Annotated in this window: 22 protein-coding genes; 10 read left to right on the top strand and 12 right to left on the bottom strand. The window is 69.3% G+C overall.

What is annotated here, in order from left to right; translation table 11 throughout:
• The first annotated feature begins 114 nt into the window (after positions 1–114).
• The 6 genes from OIB37_RS11225 to OIB37_RS11200 all read left to right on the top strand — a co-directional run bounded on the left by OIB37_RS11225 (position 115) and on the right by OIB37_RS11200 (position 5,000).
• Positions 115–681, top strand: coding sequence for a WhiB family transcriptional regulator (locus OIB37_RS11225; protein ID WP_330457422.1), 567 nt, complete (start codon positions 115–117; stop codon positions 679–681).
• On the top strand, positions 678–1,745 hold the full coding sequence (locus OIB37_RS11220; protein WP_330457421.1) for a DUF2637 domain-containing protein: 1,068 nt from the start codon (positions 678–680) through the stop codon (positions 1,743–1,745). Before OIB37_RS11225 ends, OIB37_RS11220 begins: the two co-directional genes overlap by 4 nt.
• Positions 1,746–1,846: 101 nt before the next feature.
• Positions 1,847–2,071, top strand: a complete 225-nt coding sequence (locus OIB37_RS11215) for a hypothetical protein (protein WP_330457420.1) — start codon at positions 1,847–1,849, stop codon at positions 2,069–2,071.
• Positions 2,068–2,733 carry a plasmid mobilization protein gene (locus OIB37_RS11210; RefSeq protein ID WP_330457419.1) on the top strand — a complete coding sequence of 222 codons (666 nt, stop codon included), beginning with the start codon at positions 2,068–2,070 and terminating at the stop codon, positions 2,731–2,733. The genes OIB37_RS11215 and OIB37_RS11210 overlap by 4 nt, the downstream gene beginning before the upstream one ends.
• Positions 2,733–4,487 carry a relaxase/mobilization nuclease domain-containing protein gene (locus OIB37_RS11205; RefSeq protein ID WP_330457418.1) on the top strand — a complete coding sequence of 585 codons (1,755 nt, stop codon included), beginning with the start codon at positions 2,733–2,735 and terminating at the stop codon, positions 4,485–4,487. Before OIB37_RS11210 ends, OIB37_RS11205 begins: the two co-directional genes overlap by 1 nt.
• Positions 4,488–4,595: 108 nt before the next feature.
• Positions 4,596–5,000, top strand: a complete 405-nt coding sequence (locus OIB37_RS11200; RefSeq protein ID WP_330457417.1) for a hypothetical protein — start codon at positions 4,596–4,598, stop codon at positions 4,998–5,000.
• Positions 5,001–5,033: 33 nt separating this feature from the next.
• Here OIB37_RS11200 and OIB37_RS11195 read toward each other — a convergent pair whose 3' ends face one another.
• The 4 genes from OIB37_RS11195 to OIB37_RS11180 form a co-directional block, all read right to left on the bottom strand.
• Positions 5,034–6,347, bottom strand: coding sequence for a hypothetical protein (locus tag OIB37_RS11195; RefSeq protein ID WP_330457416.1), 1,314 nt, complete (start codon positions 6,345–6,347; stop codon positions 5,034–5,036).
• 138 nt (positions 6,348–6,485) lie between these two features.
• Complete coding sequence (locus tag OIB37_RS11190; RefSeq protein ID WP_330457415.1) at positions 6,486–7,232, bottom strand: hypothetical protein; 747 nt, start codon at positions 7,230–7,232, stop codon at positions 6,486–6,488.
• Complete coding sequence (locus OIB37_RS11185) at positions 7,229–7,633, bottom strand: hypothetical protein (protein ID WP_330457414.1); 405 nt, start codon at positions 7,631–7,633, stop codon at positions 7,229–7,231. Before OIB37_RS11185 ends, OIB37_RS11190 begins: the two co-directional genes overlap by 4 nt.
• Positions 7,634–7,924: 291 nt before the next feature.
• The gene (locus OIB37_RS11180) at positions 7,925–8,773 is read right to left on the bottom strand and encodes a hypothetical protein (RefSeq protein WP_330457413.1); all 849 of its coding nucleotides are present in this window, start codon (positions 8,771–8,773) and stop codon (positions 7,925–7,927) included.
• Positions 8,774–8,817: 44 nt separating this feature from the next.
• On the opposite strand from OIB37_RS11180, the gene OIB37_RS11175 reads away from it, so the two are divergent.
• Positions 8,818–9,246 carry an NUDIX hydrolase gene (locus tag OIB37_RS11175; RefSeq protein WP_330457412.1) on the top strand — a complete coding sequence of 143 codons (429 nt, stop codon included), beginning with the start codon at positions 8,818–8,820 and terminating at the stop codon, positions 9,244–9,246.
• On the opposite strand, the gene OIB37_RS11170 is transcribed toward OIB37_RS11175, so the two are convergent.
• Together OIB37_RS11170 and OIB37_RS11165 are read right to left on the bottom strand one after the other, a co-directional pair.
• Complete coding sequence (locus tag OIB37_RS11170) at positions 9,241–10,890, bottom strand: hypothetical protein (RefSeq protein ID WP_330457411.1); 1,650 nt, start codon at positions 10,888–10,890, stop codon at positions 9,241–9,243. The genes OIB37_RS11175 and OIB37_RS11170 overlap by 6 nt on opposite strands.
• 472 nt (positions 10,891–11,362) lie before the next feature.
• Positions 11,363–11,776 carry a hypothetical protein gene (locus OIB37_RS11165; RefSeq protein WP_330457410.1) on the bottom strand — a complete coding sequence of 138 codons (414 nt, stop codon included), beginning with the start codon at positions 11,774–11,776 and terminating at the stop codon, positions 11,363–11,365.
• A gap of 190 nt (positions 11,777–11,966) precedes the next feature.
• On the opposite strand from OIB37_RS11165, the gene OIB37_RS11160 reads away from it, so the two are divergent.
• Both OIB37_RS11160 and OIB37_RS11155 read left to right on the top strand, forming a co-directional pair.
• The gene (locus tag OIB37_RS11160; protein WP_330457409.1) at positions 11,967–13,304 is read left to right on the top strand and encodes a hypothetical protein; all 1,338 of its coding nucleotides are present in this window, start codon (positions 11,967–11,969) and stop codon (positions 13,302–13,304) included.
• 319 nt (positions 13,305–13,623) lie between these two features.
• A complete protein-coding gene (locus OIB37_RS11155) occupies positions 13,624–14,184 on the top strand; it encodes a peptide deformylase (RefSeq protein ID WP_330457408.1) in 561 nt (186 codons plus the stop codon).
• 281 nt (positions 14,185–14,465) lie between these two features.
• Here the strand turns inward: OIB37_RS11155 and OIB37_RS11150 are convergent, their stop codons facing one another.
• From OIB37_RS11150 to OIB37_RS11135, 4 genes are all read right to left on the bottom strand, one after another.
• Positions 14,466–15,650 carry a PIN domain-containing protein gene (locus tag OIB37_RS11150; RefSeq protein WP_330457407.1) on the bottom strand — a complete coding sequence of 395 codons (1,185 nt, stop codon included), beginning with the start codon at positions 15,648–15,650 and terminating at the stop codon, positions 14,466–14,468.
• Between the two features lie 232 nt (positions 15,651–15,882).
• Positions 15,883–16,212 (bottom strand): esterase, encoded by a 330-nt coding sequence (locus OIB37_RS11145; protein WP_330457406.1) that lies wholly within the window; start codon positions 16,210–16,212, stop codon positions 15,883–15,885.
• Between the two features lie 91 nt (positions 16,213–16,303).
• A complete protein-coding gene (locus OIB37_RS11140) occupies positions 16,304–16,516 on the bottom strand; it encodes a hypothetical protein (protein WP_330457405.1) in 213 nt (70 codons plus the stop codon).
• 330 nt (positions 16,517–16,846) lie between these two features.
• The gene (locus OIB37_RS11135; RefSeq protein WP_330457404.1) at positions 16,847–17,194 is read right to left on the bottom strand and encodes a DUF317 domain-containing protein; all 348 of its coding nucleotides are present in this window, start codon (positions 17,192–17,194) and stop codon (positions 16,847–16,849) included.
• 296 nt (positions 17,195–17,490) lie between these two features.
• Between OIB37_RS11135 and OIB37_RS11130 the strand changes: the two genes are divergently transcribed.
• A complete protein-coding gene (locus OIB37_RS11130; RefSeq protein WP_330457403.1) occupies positions 17,491–17,682 on the top strand; it encodes a hypothetical protein in 192 nt (63 codons plus the stop codon).
• A gap of 4 nt (positions 17,683–17,686) precedes the next feature.
• Here OIB37_RS11130 and OIB37_RS11125 read toward each other — a convergent pair whose 3' ends face one another.
• Together OIB37_RS11125 and OIB37_RS11120 are read right to left on the bottom strand one after the other, a co-directional pair.
• A complete protein-coding gene (locus tag OIB37_RS11125) occupies positions 17,687–18,175 on the bottom strand; it encodes a hypothetical protein (RefSeq protein WP_330457402.1) in 489 nt (162 codons plus the stop codon).
• A gap of 70 nt (positions 18,176–18,245) precedes the next feature.
• Positions 18,246–19,175 carry a DUF317 domain-containing protein gene (locus tag OIB37_RS11120; RefSeq protein WP_330457401.1) on the bottom strand — a complete coding sequence of 310 codons (930 nt, stop codon included), beginning with the start codon at positions 19,173–19,175 and terminating at the stop codon, positions 18,246–18,248.
• Between the last annotated feature and the right edge of the window lie 75 nt (positions 19,176–19,250).

Raw genomic sequence — 19,250 nt, 5'->3', positions numbered from 1 at the left:
GCCCCAGGCGGCCGACGGGCCGCGCCCTCAGCGCGCCGGCCCCATGCACCTCCCGACCCAGCGCACCTCTCCGCCGACGCCCCTGCGCGCGGAGAGCGATCGGAGCAACACCGCATGACCACCACGACGATCAGCCCTGCCCGCCACCGGTCGCTCGGCGACCACACCTGGCAGGACCACGCCGTCTGCCAGAGCACCGAGTACAACGCAGTGGACCCCGAGACCTTCTTCCCGGAGCCCGACGAGACCGACAAGATCACCGCCGCGAAGTCGCTGTGCGGCCAGTGCCCGGTCCGCCGAACCTGCCTGGACGCCGCCCTCGAAGCCGGCGACGCCCACGGCATCCGGGGCGGCATGACGGAGGAAGAACGGCAGCCGCTGCACGAGAAGGTCGCCAGCCGCCTCGACTACAGCCGCGTCAACGAAACCGTCGCCGGACGCGATGTCCACCTCACCAAGGCCGAGCGCCGCGCGGTCGTCCACGCCGCCTACCGCCACGGCCTCTCCGAAGAGCGACTGGCCTGGCTCCTGAAGATCACCGAGGAGCACGCCCAGAAGCTGTACCGCGAGACCCGCCGCGCCCTGCGCAACCGCGGTCTGGAACAGACCGCGAAGACCACCTCGCCACCCGAGACCGAGGTCCAGCACCTGGACCGCGACGCCTTCGGGACCGCGGCATGACCACCACGAGCGCGCCGAAGACGGCGCACATCTCCGGCTGGGACCGCACGGTCGTCATCGCCCTGGGCGGCGCCGGATGCGCCCTCTCGTACGACGCCCTCCAGCAGATGGCCGTCGCCATCCACATCCGCGGCCTCCTGACCTACCTCTTCCCACTGGTGATCGACGGATTCATCGCCTACGGCGTACGAGCGCTCCTGGTCCTTCGCGACGCGCCTCTGCGTGCCCGGCTCTACGTCTGGACGCTCTTCGGCACGGCCACCGCTGCCAGCATCTGGGCCAACGCGCTCCACGCAGTCCGGCTCAACGAGGACGCGGTCGCCGCCACTGGTCTCCAGCTCGGAGACACCGTGGTCGCAGTGCTGTCCACCATCGCGCCACTCGCTCTGGCCGGCGCGGTTCACCTCTACATCCTCATCGCCCGAGGCCCGGTCAAGGGCAGTGACCGCGAGAACCTCGGTCAGTCCGGTCACCCCGGTCAGGCCGACCGGGGCCACGCCGTCGAGGTCACCCGGACTGACCGGGTCGGTCAGCGGCGGTCGGTGGCCGGTCAGGTCAAGGCCGGTCAGCCGGTCACTGCCCTAACTGCCCGGTCACCGCTGTCCCTGGACAAGCAGACCCTCAGCCCTCGGTCACTGACCGAGGACACTGCCCCGGCGGACGCCACGGACCCGGTCACCGGTCACCGCGGTCAGCCGGACGAGGCGGCTGACCTGCCCGGACAGTCGGGCTCGGTGCCGCCGGTCACTGACCGCCCGGACAGCACCGACCCGGTCACCAGTCACCAGGACAGCGTTGCTCCGGGCACTGACCGGCCGGTCACTCCGCCGCCGGTCACTGACCGGGACGGCCGAATGACCGGTGTCCGGAGGCCTGACCCGGACACCGAGGAGCTGCTGAAGATCGCCCGGTCAGCGGTCAGGGCCGAGGACAAGCTGACCCGCAAGGTGGTCGCCCAGGCGATCCGCGGTCAGCAGATCCCGCTGTCCAGCGACACCCTGACCTCCCTCATGGCCCAGCTCCGCGCGCAGCACGGCCAGCCGGTCACCGCCGGCCGGAACTGACCGGACACCACCGAGCGGGTGACCGAGCCGGACACCTCGGCCGGTCACCCGCCCCGGGCACACGCCCGACCATCTTCCGAAGCAAACCGGAGAGCAACCCCATGCGTACGCGCCCGGCCACGCCCACCGAAGTCGACTCCTGGCTGACCGTCCTCTACCAGCGCGGCCACGTCCACCGCGCCCAATCCGGCCCCGACAACACCTGGACCGTGCAACGAACCCCACACAGCCGCCCCTGGACCCTGCACCACCCGGTCCTGGCCATGGACTGGATCGAGGAAGTCGTCCGCGAAATCCGCCAGCAGGACCCGGAGACCAGCCGATGACGGCCCACGACCCGGTGGCCAGCGCGACCGGACAGCAGCGTGACCCCACGACGGCTCCTGGCGGAGCAAGCTATCGCGTACGACGGTCCTACGGCCCGTCATACGCACTTGCCCCCGCCCAGGAGGACGGGGGAGGCCCGGCTGGTCCCCGAGCGAGGGCGCACGAGGACCAACCGGGCAACCGGCACCAGGGGGCGCCGGTCACCGGGGGAGAAGCCGACCGCGACGACCACCGCGAGCAGTCGAACCCGAGCACGCCCGCGTTCCCCGACCGCACACCGCGCCGCCGAACCCGCAACCCGAAACAGCGCACCCACAAGACGACCACCCGCCTCTCCGACACCGAGAAGACCGAGATCACAGCCGCCGCCCAGCAGCGCGCCGTCACCGTCGCCCGCTTCCTCGCTTTCGCCGGCCTCGCCGCCGCCCGCGGTTCGACCACCCTGCACACCAACGAGCAGTTCGACGCCGCCATCGACGAGCTGGCAGCCCTGCGCACCGCCCTCTCCCGGATCGGCAACAACATCAACCAGATCGCCTACGTCCTCAACGCCGGGGGACAGCCCCGCCCCGGCGAACTCGGCCACGCTCTGGGCGTGCTGACCCGGCTCCTCGGCCGCGTGGACGACGCAGCGAACGACCTGGTGACCAGGCGGCTGTGATGATTCCCGACATCGGACGCGGTTCGCGCACCCACGGTCTCCTCGTCTACCTCTACGGCCCCGGTAAGCGTGAGGAGCACACCGACGCGCACATCGTCGGCTCCTGGGACGGCTTCGCCCCCGACCCCGGACGCGACACCGACCCCCACGTCACCCTCGCCCGCCTCACCGCCGCCCTCGACCTCCGGGTCAAGCAGGCCGGCGACCGCGCGCCCGCCAAGCACGTGTGGCACTGCTCGGTCCGGACCGCTCCCGGCGACCGGCGGTTCTCCGACGAGGAATGGAACGCCATCGCCCAGCGCATCGTCCACGCCACCGGCATCGCCCCGGACGGTGACCCTGACGGCTGCCGATGGGTCGCGGTCCGCCACGCAGAAGACCACATCCACATCGTCGCCACCCTGGTCCGGGGCGACCTGCGCAACCCCCGCCTCAACTACGACTTCAACAAGGCCCAGGCCGAATGCCGCCGCATCGAGAAGGAGATGGGCCTGCGCCGCCTCAACGCCGGCGACGGCACCGCAGCCAAGAACCCCACCAGCGCAGAGAAGTTCAAGGCCGAACGCACCGGCCGACCCGAGGCCCCTCGCGAGACGCTCCGCGAAGCCGTCCGCCAAGCCCTCGCGGGTGCCGCCACGGAGGAGGAGTTCTTCACCCGGCTCCGCGAGGCGGGCCTGCGCGTGGACGTACGCATCGCCCCCTCCGGCGACGCCCTCGGCTACAAGGTCGCACTCCCCGGCGACCGCAACCGCAATCGTGAACCCGTCTGGTTCGCGGGCTCCACTCTCGCCCCCGACCTGTCCCTGCCAAAGATCCGCCACCGCCTGACCAGCACCACGCCCGACGCGCCAACGCCGTCGGCCGAACCCGCACGTGGGACGGGATGGTCGGCGCCGGCCCTCGAACGACGCAACGCCACCGGCATCGCCGAGCGCGCCACGATCCTCCTCGACAGCGACGACGACGAAGCCACCGCCCACCTCGTCGGCGTCGGTGAACTCCTGGACGCGGTCGCCCACACCTCCCCGGCCGCCACCCGCGCCGAACTGGCCGCTGCCGCCCGCGCCTTCGAACGCGCCACCCGCAGCCACGTCCGAGCAGAGCGCGCCGACACCCGGGCCATCCGCGCCGCAGCCCGAGGCATCATCCAGGCCGGCAGCGCTCTCGGCCGCGGCGAGGACGGCGGCACCACCGCCATGCTCCTCTCCACCCTGGTCCTCGTCACCCTGGCCGCCGCCCGCTGGCACTCCGCACGCGGCCACGCCCAGCAGGCCCACGCCTCCCGACAGACCGCCGAGCACCTACGAGCCGCCTACAGTCAGGCCGCCACCACACCCATGCAGGCACTGCGCGACCAAGGACGCGCGCTGCCCGAACCCGAACGTCGCACCCACCAGGCCACCATCCGCGCAGCCCTGCCGGAAACGGCGCTGCGAGCCGACAGTTCACCCACGAAGACTGACGCCCTGGCCGCCACGCTCGCCCAGGCCGAGCAGGCGGGCCACGACCCCAAGGCCCTTCTCCAGCAGGCCATCGACATGCGCGAACTCGACACCGCCGAGGACATGAACCACGTCCTGGTCTGGCGTCTGCGCCGCCTCGCCCAACTCCCCGCTCACCCAGGCGAAGCGACCCGCCGTCGGCAGGCCGTCCCCGACCAAACCAAGACCTCGACCAACCACAGCAACTCGACAGCGACCACGGCCCCCGCTCGCCCCGCAGCCGATCCACGCAGCCGCCCACCGCGCCGCTGAGCGGACTCCGGCAGGCCGCCTCACCGGCCTGCCGGAGCCCCGAGGAACCCCTGGACAACCGGTTCCACCGGCTGTTACGGATGGAAACAGAAACACCTCGACCCGGAGATGACGCTCGTGCACAGAACCACCGAACGCCCCGTAGAACCGACTCCTGTCCTGCCCGTCATCCCCGCCAGCGCCAATCCTCTGCTGCAGCTCGAGTACGAGACGCAGCAGCCAAGCGGACCCGGCGCGACGCGCTGCCTCAAGCATCCACGCGAGCTGGCCCTGCGCGGCATCCCGGTGATGTGCACCGCCTGCCGTGCCCGGCGCGACTGGCTGCTGATCAACCACGGCCGCCACGTCTGGATCGTCTGCCGGTGCAGCAACCAATGGCTCGAACCGGAACTCAGCCGCGCCGACTTTGACGCCCTGGTCGCCATCCCCGGCGGAACGACGTACCCCAGCGTCGAGCAGATCATCGCTGTGCTCGGCTTCGACGGGGCCTTCGCCGGCACTTACCTGGACTAGGCCGTTCCTTTCGGATGACCTCGCCGATCCTGGTCACGGCCGGTCGGGCCAGAAGGTCGACCAGGGGAGCCGGATGAGGGGCGGCTGTAGCGCCTGGATCGGCCCGAGAGCGGCTGTGGCAGCGCGAAGGGCTTCGGCGTGGGAGCCGACGCCGAGGACTTCGGCAGAGCAGGCGGGGCAGTCGCCGGGGCGGAGGGCGTGACCGATGCTGCGATCTCCGGAGTCCCGGACGTGCGCGAAGGCGTCGTCGGGAAAGTCGGCCCGTACGGCGTGCCAGACTCCGCCGCATTCGTCTTCGGTCAGCCCAGCGGCTATCGCTGGTCGCATCGGCGGCAGCACGCGTCCGTGGTTCTGAACGAGGAAGACCCGGTCGGTGAAGTCGACGGTGTCCCCTTCGGGGCGCTCGTGCTCCAGCCACGTCCGAGCCTCCACTCGGGTGCCCGGACCCCAAAGGTAGTCCGTGGGAAAGCGTGTGGTCTCGTACCGGGTGTCGAACTCCGCCCAGTGCGCGTCATCCCAGCGACTGCCTGGGATGAGGGGGATGGCTCGCACCACGACGTGCTGGTATCCGTCGTCTTCCTGATCTTCCATGGGGTCGTGCGCGGCGAGCACGCCGGCGGACTCCATGCGCACGCGTCCGGTTGTGTTCCAGCTCAGCACGGCGATCTCCCGGCACAGAGCGGCCGGGTAGAGGCGTCCGTCAGGAGTGGCCTGCCCCCAAAGCTGGTTGATCACCTCTGCCAGATCCCGCACTGTGCGGGCGGCTTCAACGGGGGTGTCGACATGATGGCCGGAGGGGTGGGCAACGTAGTTGCGGAGCTTGGCAAGCGCGTCCTCGACCGCGCGGCTGCGCCGCCCACGTAGCAGACCCGCCGTTCGCGCCCAGAGACGGAGCCCGTGGAGCGTCCCGTTGAAGTCAATGGCGCGAGTGTCCACGATCAGCTTCGCGCGCTGCCGCAACATCCTGTCCGCGCGCTTCTTGACGTCGTCGTACGACGTGACGGTGTATGAGACGTCCTGGGCTTGGGGGAGTCGGAAGGTGATGGTGCCGGCGCACCATTCCATGAAACGGTCGCGCAACGCCTGCTCGTAGGTGAGCAGAGCTTGGTCGCCGACCATGGTGTAGACGTCGTAACACAGCACGCCGTAGGCGAAGATGGTCCGCAGCCGTTCGAAGGAGTCACGTGTCCCTGCCGCGACACTCTCCGCCAGGTCGCAGTCGGCAATCTGTCGCTGCTGGAACTCTGCAGCGTCCTCGGGCCTCATCCGACCGCCAAGCCCGTAGGGATTGAACGCCAACGCCAGATCGTCCGCAGCGCGCAACTCCTCAAGCGTCCGGATCTCCATGTACTTCTCCTCAAGATGGGAAACGGACCAGCATCCACCGTCAGGCCCGCTGACCGCCACTCCTTTCCTTGGACAGCTTCGTTACTGACATTCAAAGGGTGATATCGGCGGGGGCTGAGTCCGTCACGGCCCTTCGCGCTACGAGTAGGTCGCGACCACGATCGATATGGCGATCCCAAGAAGGACGCCTATGCCAAGCCAACGCCACCGCCCTTCCCAGTCGGGCAGAACCACCGGCGGGGGTGGGGTAACCCTTGCCTCTACGCGCCTCGCAATCTCAGCGAGTGACATGGTCACCTGCTCTAGCTTGCCCGTCTGAGGGCTGTGTCCCTTCAGATTTCCAACCCGGTGCGTTGCCTCGCTGAGCTCGCTGAGACTGCCCTCCAACCGGGTGGCAACCCTGTGCAGATTGTTGCCGCCTTGGGGGTCGAGAAGCCCTTCCAGGCGCCTGACCATGTGGTCGAGCTTGTCAAGGTCGAGCTTCTTGGAGGCGCTGGACAGCTGTTCCGCGGCGAGACTCAGTTGGTAGGCGACGTCTTCGTTGATGCTCTTGCTTGCATGACCGAGTAGGCCAGCGACATCTTCGTTGATACTCCGGGAAGCGCGCGAGATCTGGCCGGCGACGTCTTCGTTGATACTCCGGGCGGCCAAGGAGAGCTGGCTTGCTGTTTCAGGGGAGATGACGCCGTCTCGCAGGGCCTGTTCGAGCATCTGGGACAGCCCAGGCGCGATCCTCCCAATTTTCGTGAGCGTGACCCTGGTCTGCGGGTCGATCTCGTGATGAATATTGATGTCACCGTGGTGGTCGCGGCCGACAAAGGCCCCGTCGCCGGAGTTGATCTGGACGTGGCGTTGTTCTGGAAGCGCCGCGTCGTCGGTGGTCATCGGTCGTCTCGGGTGTTGATGTTGATGTCGCCGTAGTGGTCGCTGCCGATGAAGGCTCCAGAACCGTGGTTGTGCTGTGAGCCGATGTTGACCGTCTTCGCCGGTGCCGTCGTCTTGAGTTCCTCGATGTCGGCTCGGGCGTCGGGGTGAGCCTGGAGAAAGGCGGCAAGCAGTTCGGTCCAGACGTCTGTGACAGTGCGCCCCGTGATTTCATGCCGGGCCAGGGCTGCCACCTGCTCGTTCAGTACCTGTAGGGCAGCAGTCTCCTCTTGAGGGCTGCCACCGCGACGGAAGATAGCCGAGATCCGAGTGCGCAAAGCGTCGGCCTGGCCTTGGAGCAGGTAGGAGAGGACTCCGCTGGCAGCTCCTGTACTCACGGCCATGACTGCTTCTTCGTACATAAGACGGTTCCCCCTTCGGCTGGCGGATGGCGCGCTCGTGCGGGTCGGTGCGACCTAGTTGGGGTCGTTGCGCGCGCCAGAACCGATTGACTGTACTGGCCATGCCATAGCAGGGGCTGGGCAATGCAGGGCGCTGACCGAAAATGGCTGCTGAAGGCGTGTTCGCAGCTATTGACCTTGAATGCGTGATGTCGTCAGGGCGGCTTGCGGAGGAGGCGACTCTTCGGAGCCGCTGCCGGACCGGGCACCTGCCGAGTGCAGGGGTGGTCTGCGGTGTGATCGCTAGCGCTGCTATGAGTGCTGCCGGAGGGCAGGTTGGTTGCATGAGGCGGTGCGCACGGGCTCAGGGGCTCCGAGATCGACCATGGGCGTCTCGTGGGTGATGACGTCGACGCGGTGGTGGCGAGCGTAGGCGGCCAGGGCGAGCGACAGCCGCGGCTCCGTGATGGTCCGGCGTGCGGCTGCGGACATGTGGTGCAGGAGTCCCGGTGTGAGGCGGACTCTGCCCAGGAGTAGCCGGAGGGCGTCGGGTCCGTGTTCAGCGGCCAGCTGTTTGGCGTGAAGGGGATCGGGTTTCTCCACGAGCGCGGCCATGGTGCGGACCGGTCCGGTGCCGGTGCAGATGATCACGCCGTGGCTGGGGGCGGACCGGAAGTTGAACGGGGCGGCCAGCACGGCGGGGGTGTCGGGGGCGGTGGCGGCGACCAGATCGTTCAGGGCGGTCCGGTGGGGATCGACGTTGTCGGAGAAGGCCAGGCAGACGTCGGCGCTGCGTAAGTGCTGGGAGCCGTTGAGTGCGGAGGTGATGTCGGCGTAGCGGCCGCGCTGGGCGATCCAGTCGACTCGCAGGTCGTCGGTCAGGCTCTCGGCGGGCTGGGGTTGCTGGGCGAGTTCCTGGTAGTGGGCCAGGGCGCCGGGGACGAAGAGCTGGCGGGTCCACTCGATGAACGGTGTGTAGTAGGGGTGGTGGACCACGACGGCGTGCTGGATCCCAGTGGCGGCGGCTTCAGCCAGCACGTGGACGAGGCCAGGGCTACCCCCCACCGGCCGGAACTCCTTGGGCAGGAACGGAGACCAGTTGTTGACGCGGGTCCCCAGTCCTCCGGCCGCGATCACCACTCCTGCGGGTTGGGTGCTCATGGATTCGCCCTTCGACTGGTGTCGGCAAACGCTAGCGTTGCGGGATGCATACGCGCGTAACGGGCGTCGTCATCGAGGACGACGCGATTCTGCTGCTGGACCAGGACACCGAGGGATCGCGCACGTGGTCCCTGCCCGGAGGCAAGGTCGAGAACGGCGAGACGCTCGCCGACGCCCTGGCCAGGGAGATGCAAGAAGAGACCGGCGTCCAAGTGGAGGTGGGCCGACTGCTGTACGTGTGTGACGTCACGTCGGCGCACGTCGTGCACATCACCTTCGAGGCCCGCCGGATCGGTGGGCAGGTCGGGGTCGTCACGGAGGGCGCGGATACGCGCCCGATCCGCAAGGTCGAGTTCGTGCCGCTCGATCGCCTGCAGGAGCTGGGCTTCAGCGAGACGTTCACGAAGTTGTGCCGGGAGGGCTTCCCGGGGGCTGGCTCGTACATGGGGCCGAAGTCCGCGATCGGGCTATGAGCCCAGCGCGCTGGTGAGGAGACGGTCCAGCTCGCCCAAGCTGCGGGCCGGGCCGTCGTCCAGGCCGTCCAGCCAGATGTTGAGATGGTGCGCGAGTTCCCACGCCCCGAGCGCCGTCGATTCCGTGGTCTGCGCGTCGCGCACCGGTCGGACACCGACCCCGCGCGAGGAGCCCAGCAGGTAGCGGGAGCGCACCTCCGTGATCGCGTCGTCGGTGCCCGGGGTGTTCCAGGCCGCGCCGAACAGGTGCCGTTGCACTGGTGCCGGCGAGGGAAGCGTGGGGCCGTCGCCGCACCAGATCTGCACGTTGCCGACCAGGTGGTGCACGTCGCTCGCTGAGCGGCCGGGCTCCATCACCGGACATGTGTCGCCTACCAGGTAGTCGCAGTTGTAGGCGTGCGCGCCGGTGGTGGCCTGGGCGGCCTCCGCCCGGGAGGGCAGCCGCGCACCGAGCCAGGCCGCCACGGTGGCTGCCCCGAGCCAGGTGACCCAGTACGCCGGGTGCGTCTCGTAGCCCGTGCTCACCCGCCAGCGCCGCGCCGGCCGGTCGAAGTGCAATCGCCCGCCTCGCTCGTGCGGCATCGGGCAGACCAACAAGTTCGTTCCCAGGTGGGAGTTCGGCAGTCCGGCCGCGTGCAGCAGGGTCAGCAGGTCCGCCATCTCCGCATTGGTGACCAGCTGGTTCCGCCACGACACCCCGTCCGCCACCAGTTGGTAGGCCGGCCGCGGCACAGGCCGCGCCGGCGTCTGTGCCCGCGAGGACGCCCGGCGGCGGGGGGAGGGCGCGCGTAGCTCGTATCGGTCGTCACCGGCCAGCCACCCGGCCGCGGTGTTCGTGACCCGGTCCTCCAGGACGTGGCGGGCGGCCGCCAGCGTGGTGGCGGCGTGGCTGGTCACCAGGTTCGCCGTGGTGGAGTCGACTTCGGCGACCAGTTCGGTCTTGCCGCTGGTGGTGGCGAACGTCGAATCCACCACGGCGCGAGAGCCGGTCTCGGGCGAGGGGCCCTCGGAGGGAAGCATGATTCCCAGGTGCCGGGACAGGCTGTTGAGGACCGCCGGCCGGTCGTCGACGTGCTGCTCGTAGGGCACCACGGTGAACTCTCGGCCCGAGTCGACCAGCCCACGGGCCAGCAGCAGGGCGTTGAGTGCGATCAGGCGACCCAGCGCGATGGGCGGGGCGGGATCGTCCAGGGGTACCAGCGGCGCGAAGTTCTGCCAGCGCGGCGAGCGCGCGGTCGCCGCTACCTGGGTGTACCGCGCCCCGTACGTCCACCGGTTCCACAGGCGGCCGCGCTCGAACGAGGAGGCGATGCCGAGCGGGGCCCGTGTGAGGACCACGACCGGGGAGTGGGGCAGTAACTCGAGCACGCTGTCCGTGGCGAAGAACAGGTTCGTCTCCTTCACCAGGTGCCGCGGCCGGCCGTAGAGGTCGCTCACCGCGCAGGCCAGGTGGTGCCTGCCCAGTGCGCTGAGTGCAACCCCGCGCAGGTCGACCGGGACCTGGTTGCACGGGGACAGCGGGTGTTCCCTGCCGAGTTGCTGCCGGAAGGGTTCGTTGTGCTGGGGCATCACCGGCCGCAGCGAGTCGCTGAGCCAGTTCGAACCGACGCGCTCGAAGATGCCCAGCGCCAGGCATGGCGCCATCCGCGCGGCCTCCGGTCCGTGCAGCCCGGCCACCTGAGCCGCGATCGCCGCGGCCGTTCCCGGGCCTCCGTTCCGGGCATCCGGGAGCGGTTGCGGTGAGGGCACTCGGGCCCGGCTGGTCCGTGACGACGCAGCGGCCGGCCGTGCGGCCGCCGTGGACGGGGTGGGTGCTGGCATGGAGTCCTCCTCTAACGGCAGGGGGCACGGTCGGGATGACCACGGTCCCGGGGGAGCGTTGTCGGTGAGGCAGAGGTGACGTGCCCGGCCTCACCGAGGGGTTCAGCGGGGGTAGACCACGATGAGCACCAGGACCACGAGCGCGCAGCCGAGGGCCCACGTCTGCCACCAGGCCCACCACGGCGGTCCACCTCGCCGTCGGGAGATTCGGCGGCGTCCCGTCATGACGTGAACCGCGGGCCGCTGTGGTTGCGTGCGCCGGCCCGGCCGACAGCCGGCAGCGTGGGCGTGGCGCTCACGGGGCCTCGCCGGTGTTCGCCGCCAGGGGCGCCCACGAGTAGCGCACCCGCACTCCGCGCTCCCGTAGCCACCCGATCTCGCGGTGCCGCAGATCGGGTGCGCTGTCCGGTGCGATGCACGTGGGCCACCGCACCATCACCACGGCGACCGTGCCGGACTCCGCCAGTTCCCGGACCTTCAGCCAGCCCTCGCGGCGGCACGGGTCCGGCTCGCCGAACGCGTCCGTGATCACGTCCGTGATCCTCAGCCCCTGCGCCTGCGCGACGGCACGGCCCTCGGATTCAGCGCGGGCGGCCAAGAACCCCGGGGTGAGCTTGCTCCGCTCCGCGCACACGTACAGCACAGCGGCGCCCTCATCGCGGCAGCCAGCAACGGCAGTTGCCTCCCGGTCGCCTGACGTCTTCGTCATCGTGATCGGCCTCTTCGTCGTCCTTGGCGCCCGGTCCGCCCTCGGGGGTGGGAGCGGACCGGACAGTCAACGGCCGTCCAGGACGCGAACACCGAACGGCCGGTAATCACTCAACCCCTCTACGCAGTAACGGGTAAGGGAGGAGAGTGAAGGCAAGGTTGAACTGGTTGAACGCACTCGGGGGTCATCCATGACACGGCGGCCACGAACACCGAACACAGCTCTTGCAGCCCTAATGCAGGCGGGAGGTATCGGAAACGCCCAGCTCGCACGCAAGGTCAACGTGATCGGACGCGAGCTGGGAGTCCAACTGCACTACGACAAGACGAGCGTGTCCCACTGGCTCGCCGGATCCGTACCGAAGCCAGAAGCGCGCCCGGCCATCACCGAGGCACTCTCGCGACTGCTCGCACGCCCCGTAACGTGCACGGAGATCGGCTGGCCGACCGAGCCGGCCGACGGGTACGACGTGGTGGGGGACGTGATCGACCTGAGCCGAGCAGACATGGACCCCTCACGCCGCGGCGTCCTGAAAACCGGCATGTACGCCGCCGCGTTGGCCGTGCCACGGTTCGAGGACGAAGTCGACGAGCGAGTGGAAGCAGTGACCGCCGGCCGGACGGTGCACATCGGCCGGCCCGACGTCGACACCGTCCGCACCATGACCGACAAGGTCGCCGACATCCTCGACCAGGTCGGCGCGGGCCACGCCCGGCCGATGGCCGCCGCGTTCCTGGCGAACAGCGGCGGCCGCTACCTGCGCGCAAGCGGACCCAACCAGGTCGTGCGCGAGATGAAAGCGGCCATCGCCGACATGGTCTACCTCACCGGCTGGATGGCGATGTATGAGGACCAGCAGGGCCTCGGGCAGAGGTACTACCTACGTGCTCTCAAACTCGCCGCCGCCGCTAACGACCACGTCACCTACTGCCGCACGCTGCGCGGGATGAGCCTGCAAGCCACCCACCTCGGTCACGGAGCCAAGGGCCTGGAACTCGCCGACGCCGCAGCCGAGGCCGCACCCGCCGCAGGCCCCCGCCTGGTGGCGTTCCTCCGCGGCCAGCAAGCCGCAGCCGCCGCGATGACCGGCGACCGGCACACAGCCGTCAACCGGCTACGCGAGACTGAGACAGCGCTCTCCCGCGCCGACAACCGACGGGACGCCGTGGGCGGCTACGACACCGCCGCCTTCCACTTCCACGAAGCACACGTCCGCTGGCACCTCGGAGACCAGGCCGGCTCCATCACCTCCCTGCGCCGCTCGAACGCCGCCCGCTCCCCACTGGAGCGCCAAGGGCGCCTGCACTGCCTCGGCGTGATCGCCGAACGCCAGCTGCGCATGCGACACGTCGAAGCCGCCTGCGCCACCTGGGGCGTCTTCCTCGACGAACACCTGACGATCTCCTCAGCCCGAGGCGACCAACACCTCCAGACCATGCTCAAGGCACTCCCCACCTACCGCCGTGTTACCGGCGTACGTGAACTTGAAGAGCGCGCACGGCACATCGCCGCCCTCAAGTCCTCCTGACCATCACGCCCATGGAGCGGTTGAGGTCGATATGGGCTCTGAGGAAGATCTGCCGGGACCTCAGCTGCGCCGATCTCCGGCACCGGGCCTGGGTGAGTTCCCGTGTGGGGCACCGAGACGTCCATGACTGCCGAGGCATCCCCGCTGCGCACCGCGCCCACCAGGCGTGAGCGAGACGGGGGCACGGTTTCTCCTGGCCGACCGGGGAGCCGGTCCTGCACCCTCGCTATCGTCTGGAGTGGCGCGTCAGGGTGCCAGTGCCCGAACGGCAAGTCCAGGAACAGGGGTTCAGGTGAGAGAAGTTCGGCCCAGCGAGCAGATGCGGAACCTCGGCGTCGTCCAGGAGGGCGCCCCGATCCTCGCCGAACCGACCCGTCCCTTCGACCTCCCTGCCGAACGAGAAGCCGCTGAGCGTGCAATGGAGAGCCTCTTCGCCTCCATGGAGCGCGTGGCCGGGGTCCACACGTTCGCGAAGGGCATGGGCATCGCCGCCCCCCAGATCGGCATCGGCCGCGCTGCCGCCGTCGTGCAGCCCCCCGAGCCCGGCGTCGGCGCGATCGTCCTGCTCAACGCGCGCATTGTCGAGGCATCCGACGAGACGGATGAGCATTACGAAGGCTGCCTCAGCTTTTTCGACGTGCGCGGCCTGGTGCCCCGCCCCCGGCGGATCACCGTCGAGACCAGCAACCTCGACGGGGACACCGTGACCACGGTCTACGAGCGCGGCCTGGCCCGCCTCGTCCAGCACGAGATTGATCACCTCGAAGGTCGGCTGTACTCCGTCCGTATGCGGAAAGGTGTCACCCCGATCCCCGTCGAGGAGTATCGGCAGACCGGCAGCGCGTGGGCCTATGAGGCGTCCGTCGAAGCCGATGGATGACCGGCTGTCAAGGCGTTGCCGACGACGGGCCTGAGGCGTTCCGGGGGGAAAGAGCGCTGGGATGTTGGGTGTTTCCCGGCGCTTAAGCCTGCCGGACCAGACCATCGCGGGGGACCGGTTCGGCACGGCCGCCGTCCAGGCCCTGCACACCGACACCGGTCCGCGAAGCCGACAGCTACCTGTCCGCTCCGATGCAAGGCAACGTTGGCGGCCCTCGTTGTCGACACCAGGGGTCGCTCGCACGGACCCTGGGCATCAGAGCTGGCGGAACAGGAGGCGGCCTACAGCTCTTCCTGCTGTTCAAAGAGGTGGAGAGGTGGGGTTCCCCAATCGGATGACAGCAAAGCTGCTGCCGCGGCGGAGGCCGTAGCCTCCTCCGTGCTGGTGAAGGGCCTAGGGTCGCTGACCGAAGCGACGCTGACGGAGTGGGGGCCCATCAGGATCCTGACGTCGATGGCGAAGGCCACGGGCTCGGGGGCACCAGTCCCCATGCGCTGCGTCCAACGCTGCGCTTCGCCGCCGACGAAGAGGCTCAAGGTAGCGGCCAGGGTCCGAACCGGCTCGGCCGTGGTCGTCCCGGTGGAGTACGCAACCTCGTCACGCCAGTCCATCGAATAGAGCATACGGATCGTCAAGGCTTCCCAATGGGTCTCCCATTCGGCGAAGGGGTCCTCGTCGTCAAAATCGACTGCCGCGCCGGCCACCGACTGCCCCACCAGGCCGTTGTAGATGGACGCCGTGAAAACGTTCGCCGCTACGAGGGAAGAGAGCCGTTCGGTCAGGTCCGGGTCGTCGTGAGAAAGGACTTCGCGGCGGCTGATCCGGTTCAGCGCTTCGTCGAGACTGGTGAGGTATTCGACATCCAGGCCCGCGAGCTTCACTTCCTCGGCCATGTCCGGGTACAGGATCCCGTTCGGGCCGAAGTCATCGGTGTTTTTGCTGACGAAGCAGACTGAACCGGAGGAGTCGCCCTTCGCTTGTTCCAGGACGGTCATCCAGATGGCCGCGTCTCTGCTGCCCACGGCCCCCTTCCCGTTCGCCCGGGCCGGCCGCAGCCGGTAGGCCTCGCGGCGGAGGCCTTCAACGGCGGCCTCACGGCTTAGGGGCAGGACTTCCAGGGTCGTTCGGTAGATCTCCTCCCACCGCTTCAGGTAGTCCTGCGGGCTATAGACGGCGGGAAAGTGATGGAACGCCTCGTTCTCTACGAACTGGAGCTTCCACAACGCCTCGTGAGCCGCATACGCCTTCTTGCACGCCGAGTCGTACTCTCGGCTTCGCTGGGCGAGCAGTTCCATAAGGACCATCTCGGGAATGGCTATCCGCTGAAGCCCGGCAGTACGAACAGCGCGGAACAGCTCCCAGATCGTGCTGTTCCACGGCAGCGTGGTTACCACGCACGTGTCGAGTATGAGAGTGGGGAGGGGTGCCCGTAGCCCCTTGGACGCGTCAGGGTGCAGATCTGGCATGGCGTCATGTTTGCAGATCCGCTGGCCCAAGGCGTTGGCGCTTGCGCGACGTAGTCTCTCTGCCGATGCCCTTAGACCGTGTAGGACACGGTCTTAGCCGCTGCGGGGACTGCTTGGCGGGGCCGCTCTCTTGGGGTTCCTGCAGAGCCACTGGTCTAGGCAAGGCGCGGCTGGGCGTACGGCAAGGCCGCCCGTTGCCGGAGCGGCGTGGGGCGGCCTTTTGCGGTATCGGTCAGACCTGGGCGAGGTGATTCGAGAGGTCGAGGGCGGCGGTGGCGACCGCGAGGGCGACGCTCAGGCCGAGCACCTCGTGGATGGTCGGGCGGATCAGGCGTGGCCAGTCGTCCGTGGCGGCAGGCCAGGAGGCGAGATGTACGTCGGTGGTGGCCAGGCCAAGGTGAGCGGTGATGTCCCAGCCTCCGGAGGAGGCCGGCTCCCAGCGAAGGAGAATGCGGCCGCGAGGGAGTCTCGCCGTATCGGCGGCGAGCCAGGTGACGTCGAGCGGTCCGTCGGGCCGGGCGGAGACCCGCTGGACCAGCGCGCCGCGTACGGCGCTCGGCATGGGCCGTACGGCTACGCACTGTAGGGGAAGCGCGTGTGAAGATCGGGATCGCGGCGGGATGGGAGCCTCCGAGGCGTGGTGGTGGGAGGTGTCAGGCCCAGGCGAGGGCATTGCTGACCGCGGGCGGGAGGTAGTCCTCCTGGCCGTCGTCGGCGATGAACGCCGTGCCGTCCCGGACGACGACATCTGCCCCCAGGTAGTGGGTGAAGGGGAAGTCAGGGTTGATGGCGAGGCGAATTGGCAGGTCCTGGTCGAGGCCCTGGAGCTGGCGGAGCAGGTGGCCGACGGTCAGGTAGTGGGGCACGGGAACCTCCGAGAGCGGTACGGGAAGGCAGGGGGAACTGGCGGTGGAGCGTCAGGGACTTTCGCGAAGGCCCGTCGGTTCCGGGGTGTGGCTGGCGAGGTGCCGTTTGCGGCTTTCGTTGACGTAGCCCTTGCCGGGCTGCTTCATCTCCCAGCTGCCGCATGAGCAGCTGGCCTGTGTGTATGTGCGGCCGGGGCAGTCGGGGTGGAGTGGTTTGCCGGAGCTGGTGTGTTTGTGATCTGCCGGGCAGAGGGTGCCGTCGGCGTCATGGTTGGTGAGCGGGGCGCGATATGGCACGGGTTCCTTCCGGGACGGGTGTCGGTAGTGCGGTTAGCGGCTGGGGGTGGCGATGAGCGCGGCGAGGAATCCGGCGACGGCCTCGGAGGGAGTGTGGGGGCCGAACTCCTGGACCCACGGGGCGCCTTCGGTGGGCTGGACTCGGACCTGCCAGACGATGCCGCGCTTCCAGGCGGCGGTGTCTTCGGGGAGCCAGCCGACGTAGACGCGGCCGTCCGGGCTGGTCGCGTGGACGTTGGCCTCGGGGGTGTCGACGATGGCCCAGCCGAGGGAGTGGAGGAGGTCGAGCACCGGGCCCGCGCAGTGGTCGGAGGAGAGCCAGTGACGGTCTTCCACGGCCGGGTGGACGACGGCGGGCAGGAGGGTGGCGGAGGCGTTCATGTTTCGACGGTCCCTTCGTTGACCTGCGGTTTTTCCCAACACTCGTACGTTGACATGCGGTGTGCCGAAGTACGTAGTCGTTTCCCGCGGAGCGACGTCTGCCGTGGGCGAACCGGCAGGCGACAGCGGACAGGTTCAAGGCAAGGGGAATGGATCGGCGGACGCGGTTGTCGTAACCGGGTTGCGGCAACGGGTCGCACGGGACTGAAGAGGGGGCAGGGGTGGCGGAGCCGAGCAGACACTGGGACGGAGCCGGGCTGGAGCGCAAGATCCGTGCCGCTGGACGACGGTGGACGGTGGGCGACATTGCGATGGTCGTCGACGGCCAGTGGGCTGTCGGCGCGCAGTCTGACCGGTGGTGGGACGAGGGGCCAGGGGTGGAGGACCGGATCGCGGATGGGCGTCGCATCGAACTGACCGTGGAGGAGTTGGCCCGCCTGGTGGACTCCCGCATCGGGGATGCCCACCGAGGCGATGACCACACCTGACCGATCAGCGGTGTGGCCCCGCACTGGCCACCGCCGGGCCGACAGCGGCCGAAGGAGCGGGCTGATCGGGCGACTGGCCCAGGGGCCGTGGAGCGTGCCCGGAGCGGGCGACGGCGGCCTGGGCCAGCCGGACTGCCGGGGCTCGGTCCGCGGTCTCGGCGGCTTCGCGGGCTTCGAGTACGTGGCTGATTGCCTGCAGGAACGTGCGGCTCTCGGCTTGGGCGACGCGAAGGTCGGCCGCTGAGCTGGTGATCCGTTCCAGGTCGTAGAAGGCCGGCACATGGCCGGGCCGGGTCAGGGCGTGCAGGCGATCCTGTTGCACGGCCACGGCACTGTCGGTGATGACGAGGGCCGAGCGGATGTGCATGGCGGAGCACAGGAGCGTGTCGTCGCTGGGGCGACGGACCGCGAGGGATTCGAGCGCTTCGATGGGGCGCCCCCAGGCTTTCTCGATCATGGCTGTGGCCTGTTCGAGTGCGGTGGCGTCGGGCATGGGTGAACTCCTGGCATTCGGAGGTGCTTTGGCTGAAGGGGGATGCCCCGGAGAGCCCGGAGGGTGGGGGTCAGCGGCGGCGATGCGAGGCCGACGGGCTGGCTGGCGGCCTGGCCCCGGGGAAGTGACCTGGGGTGCGGGACTGGTTCTGTGCCGGATTGGTGGTGCGGCTGCGGGCGGCCGAGACGCGGAGATCGGCGGGTGTTCGCGGGGCTTGTGCCGCGCGGTGGACGGCCTGGGTGATGGCGACGCGGCGCACGTCCAGCGGGGTCGGAGCCTGAGGGGTCTGTGGAGCGGGCGGTTCGGCGGGGGTGAGGGTGACCAGCTGTTCCATGCGGTGATGGATCTGATGCCGCTCACGGATCACCGGGGCTGAATCGGCCATGGCCGCTGCTGTCGCGGCGATCAGGTGGGACGGTGTGCCGGCGGTGAAGATCGCCTCCGCGCGCGTGCCCCAGCCCGGTGGACCGGCCCACAGCGTGACGGTTTCGTCGTCCCAGCCCGAGCGGCGGTTGTCGATCAGAGCACCGGCTTGCCCGTCGGGGGAGATGATCTCGACCGTGCCGCGCTCGGCCCCGCCGTCGCGGACCCAGCCGGCGTCGGTCAGCGGCCGCATGGCGTCAGCCCAGTACAACGACGGGCGAGCCAGGAAGCGCCCGTTGCCGTCGTAGGCGTCGGCTTCGGCGTAGTCGCGGGCCAGAGAAGTGGTGAGCCCGGCGACGATCTCGGCCGGGGTGACGTGATTGAAGGTCGCCGTCCAGCGAGGGGAGGAGACGGCCTCCTCGGCTGCGGAGATCTTCCACAGCTCGAAGTCGTCGCCGAACCAGCCGATGCGGATTCGCTGGTCGGGGGAGGTGACGAGGAGCTGGCAGGGGCCCTCGTCCAGGTAGTGGTGCGGCCAGTGGGCGACGGGGGCGAAGCCAGCGGTTCCGGTCCCGTCGGAGCCAGCCAGATAAAGAGGACTGACCAGCACCTCTTCGTAGGGCTGCTGGGCGTTCATGGTCGAGACTCCGGTGAAGTAGCAGGGTGAATGCGCCCGCGTGCGAGGCGGAATCGGAATGCCGGACTGCACGCG

This window comes from Streptomyces sp. NBC_00820 (genome assembly GCF_036347055.1).
GTDB lineage: Bacteria > Actinomycetota > Actinomycetes > Streptomycetales > Streptomycetaceae > Streptomyces.
Note: the sequence above shows the minus strand (reverse complement) of the source record. Positions and strands in the feature narration are given on the sequence as shown.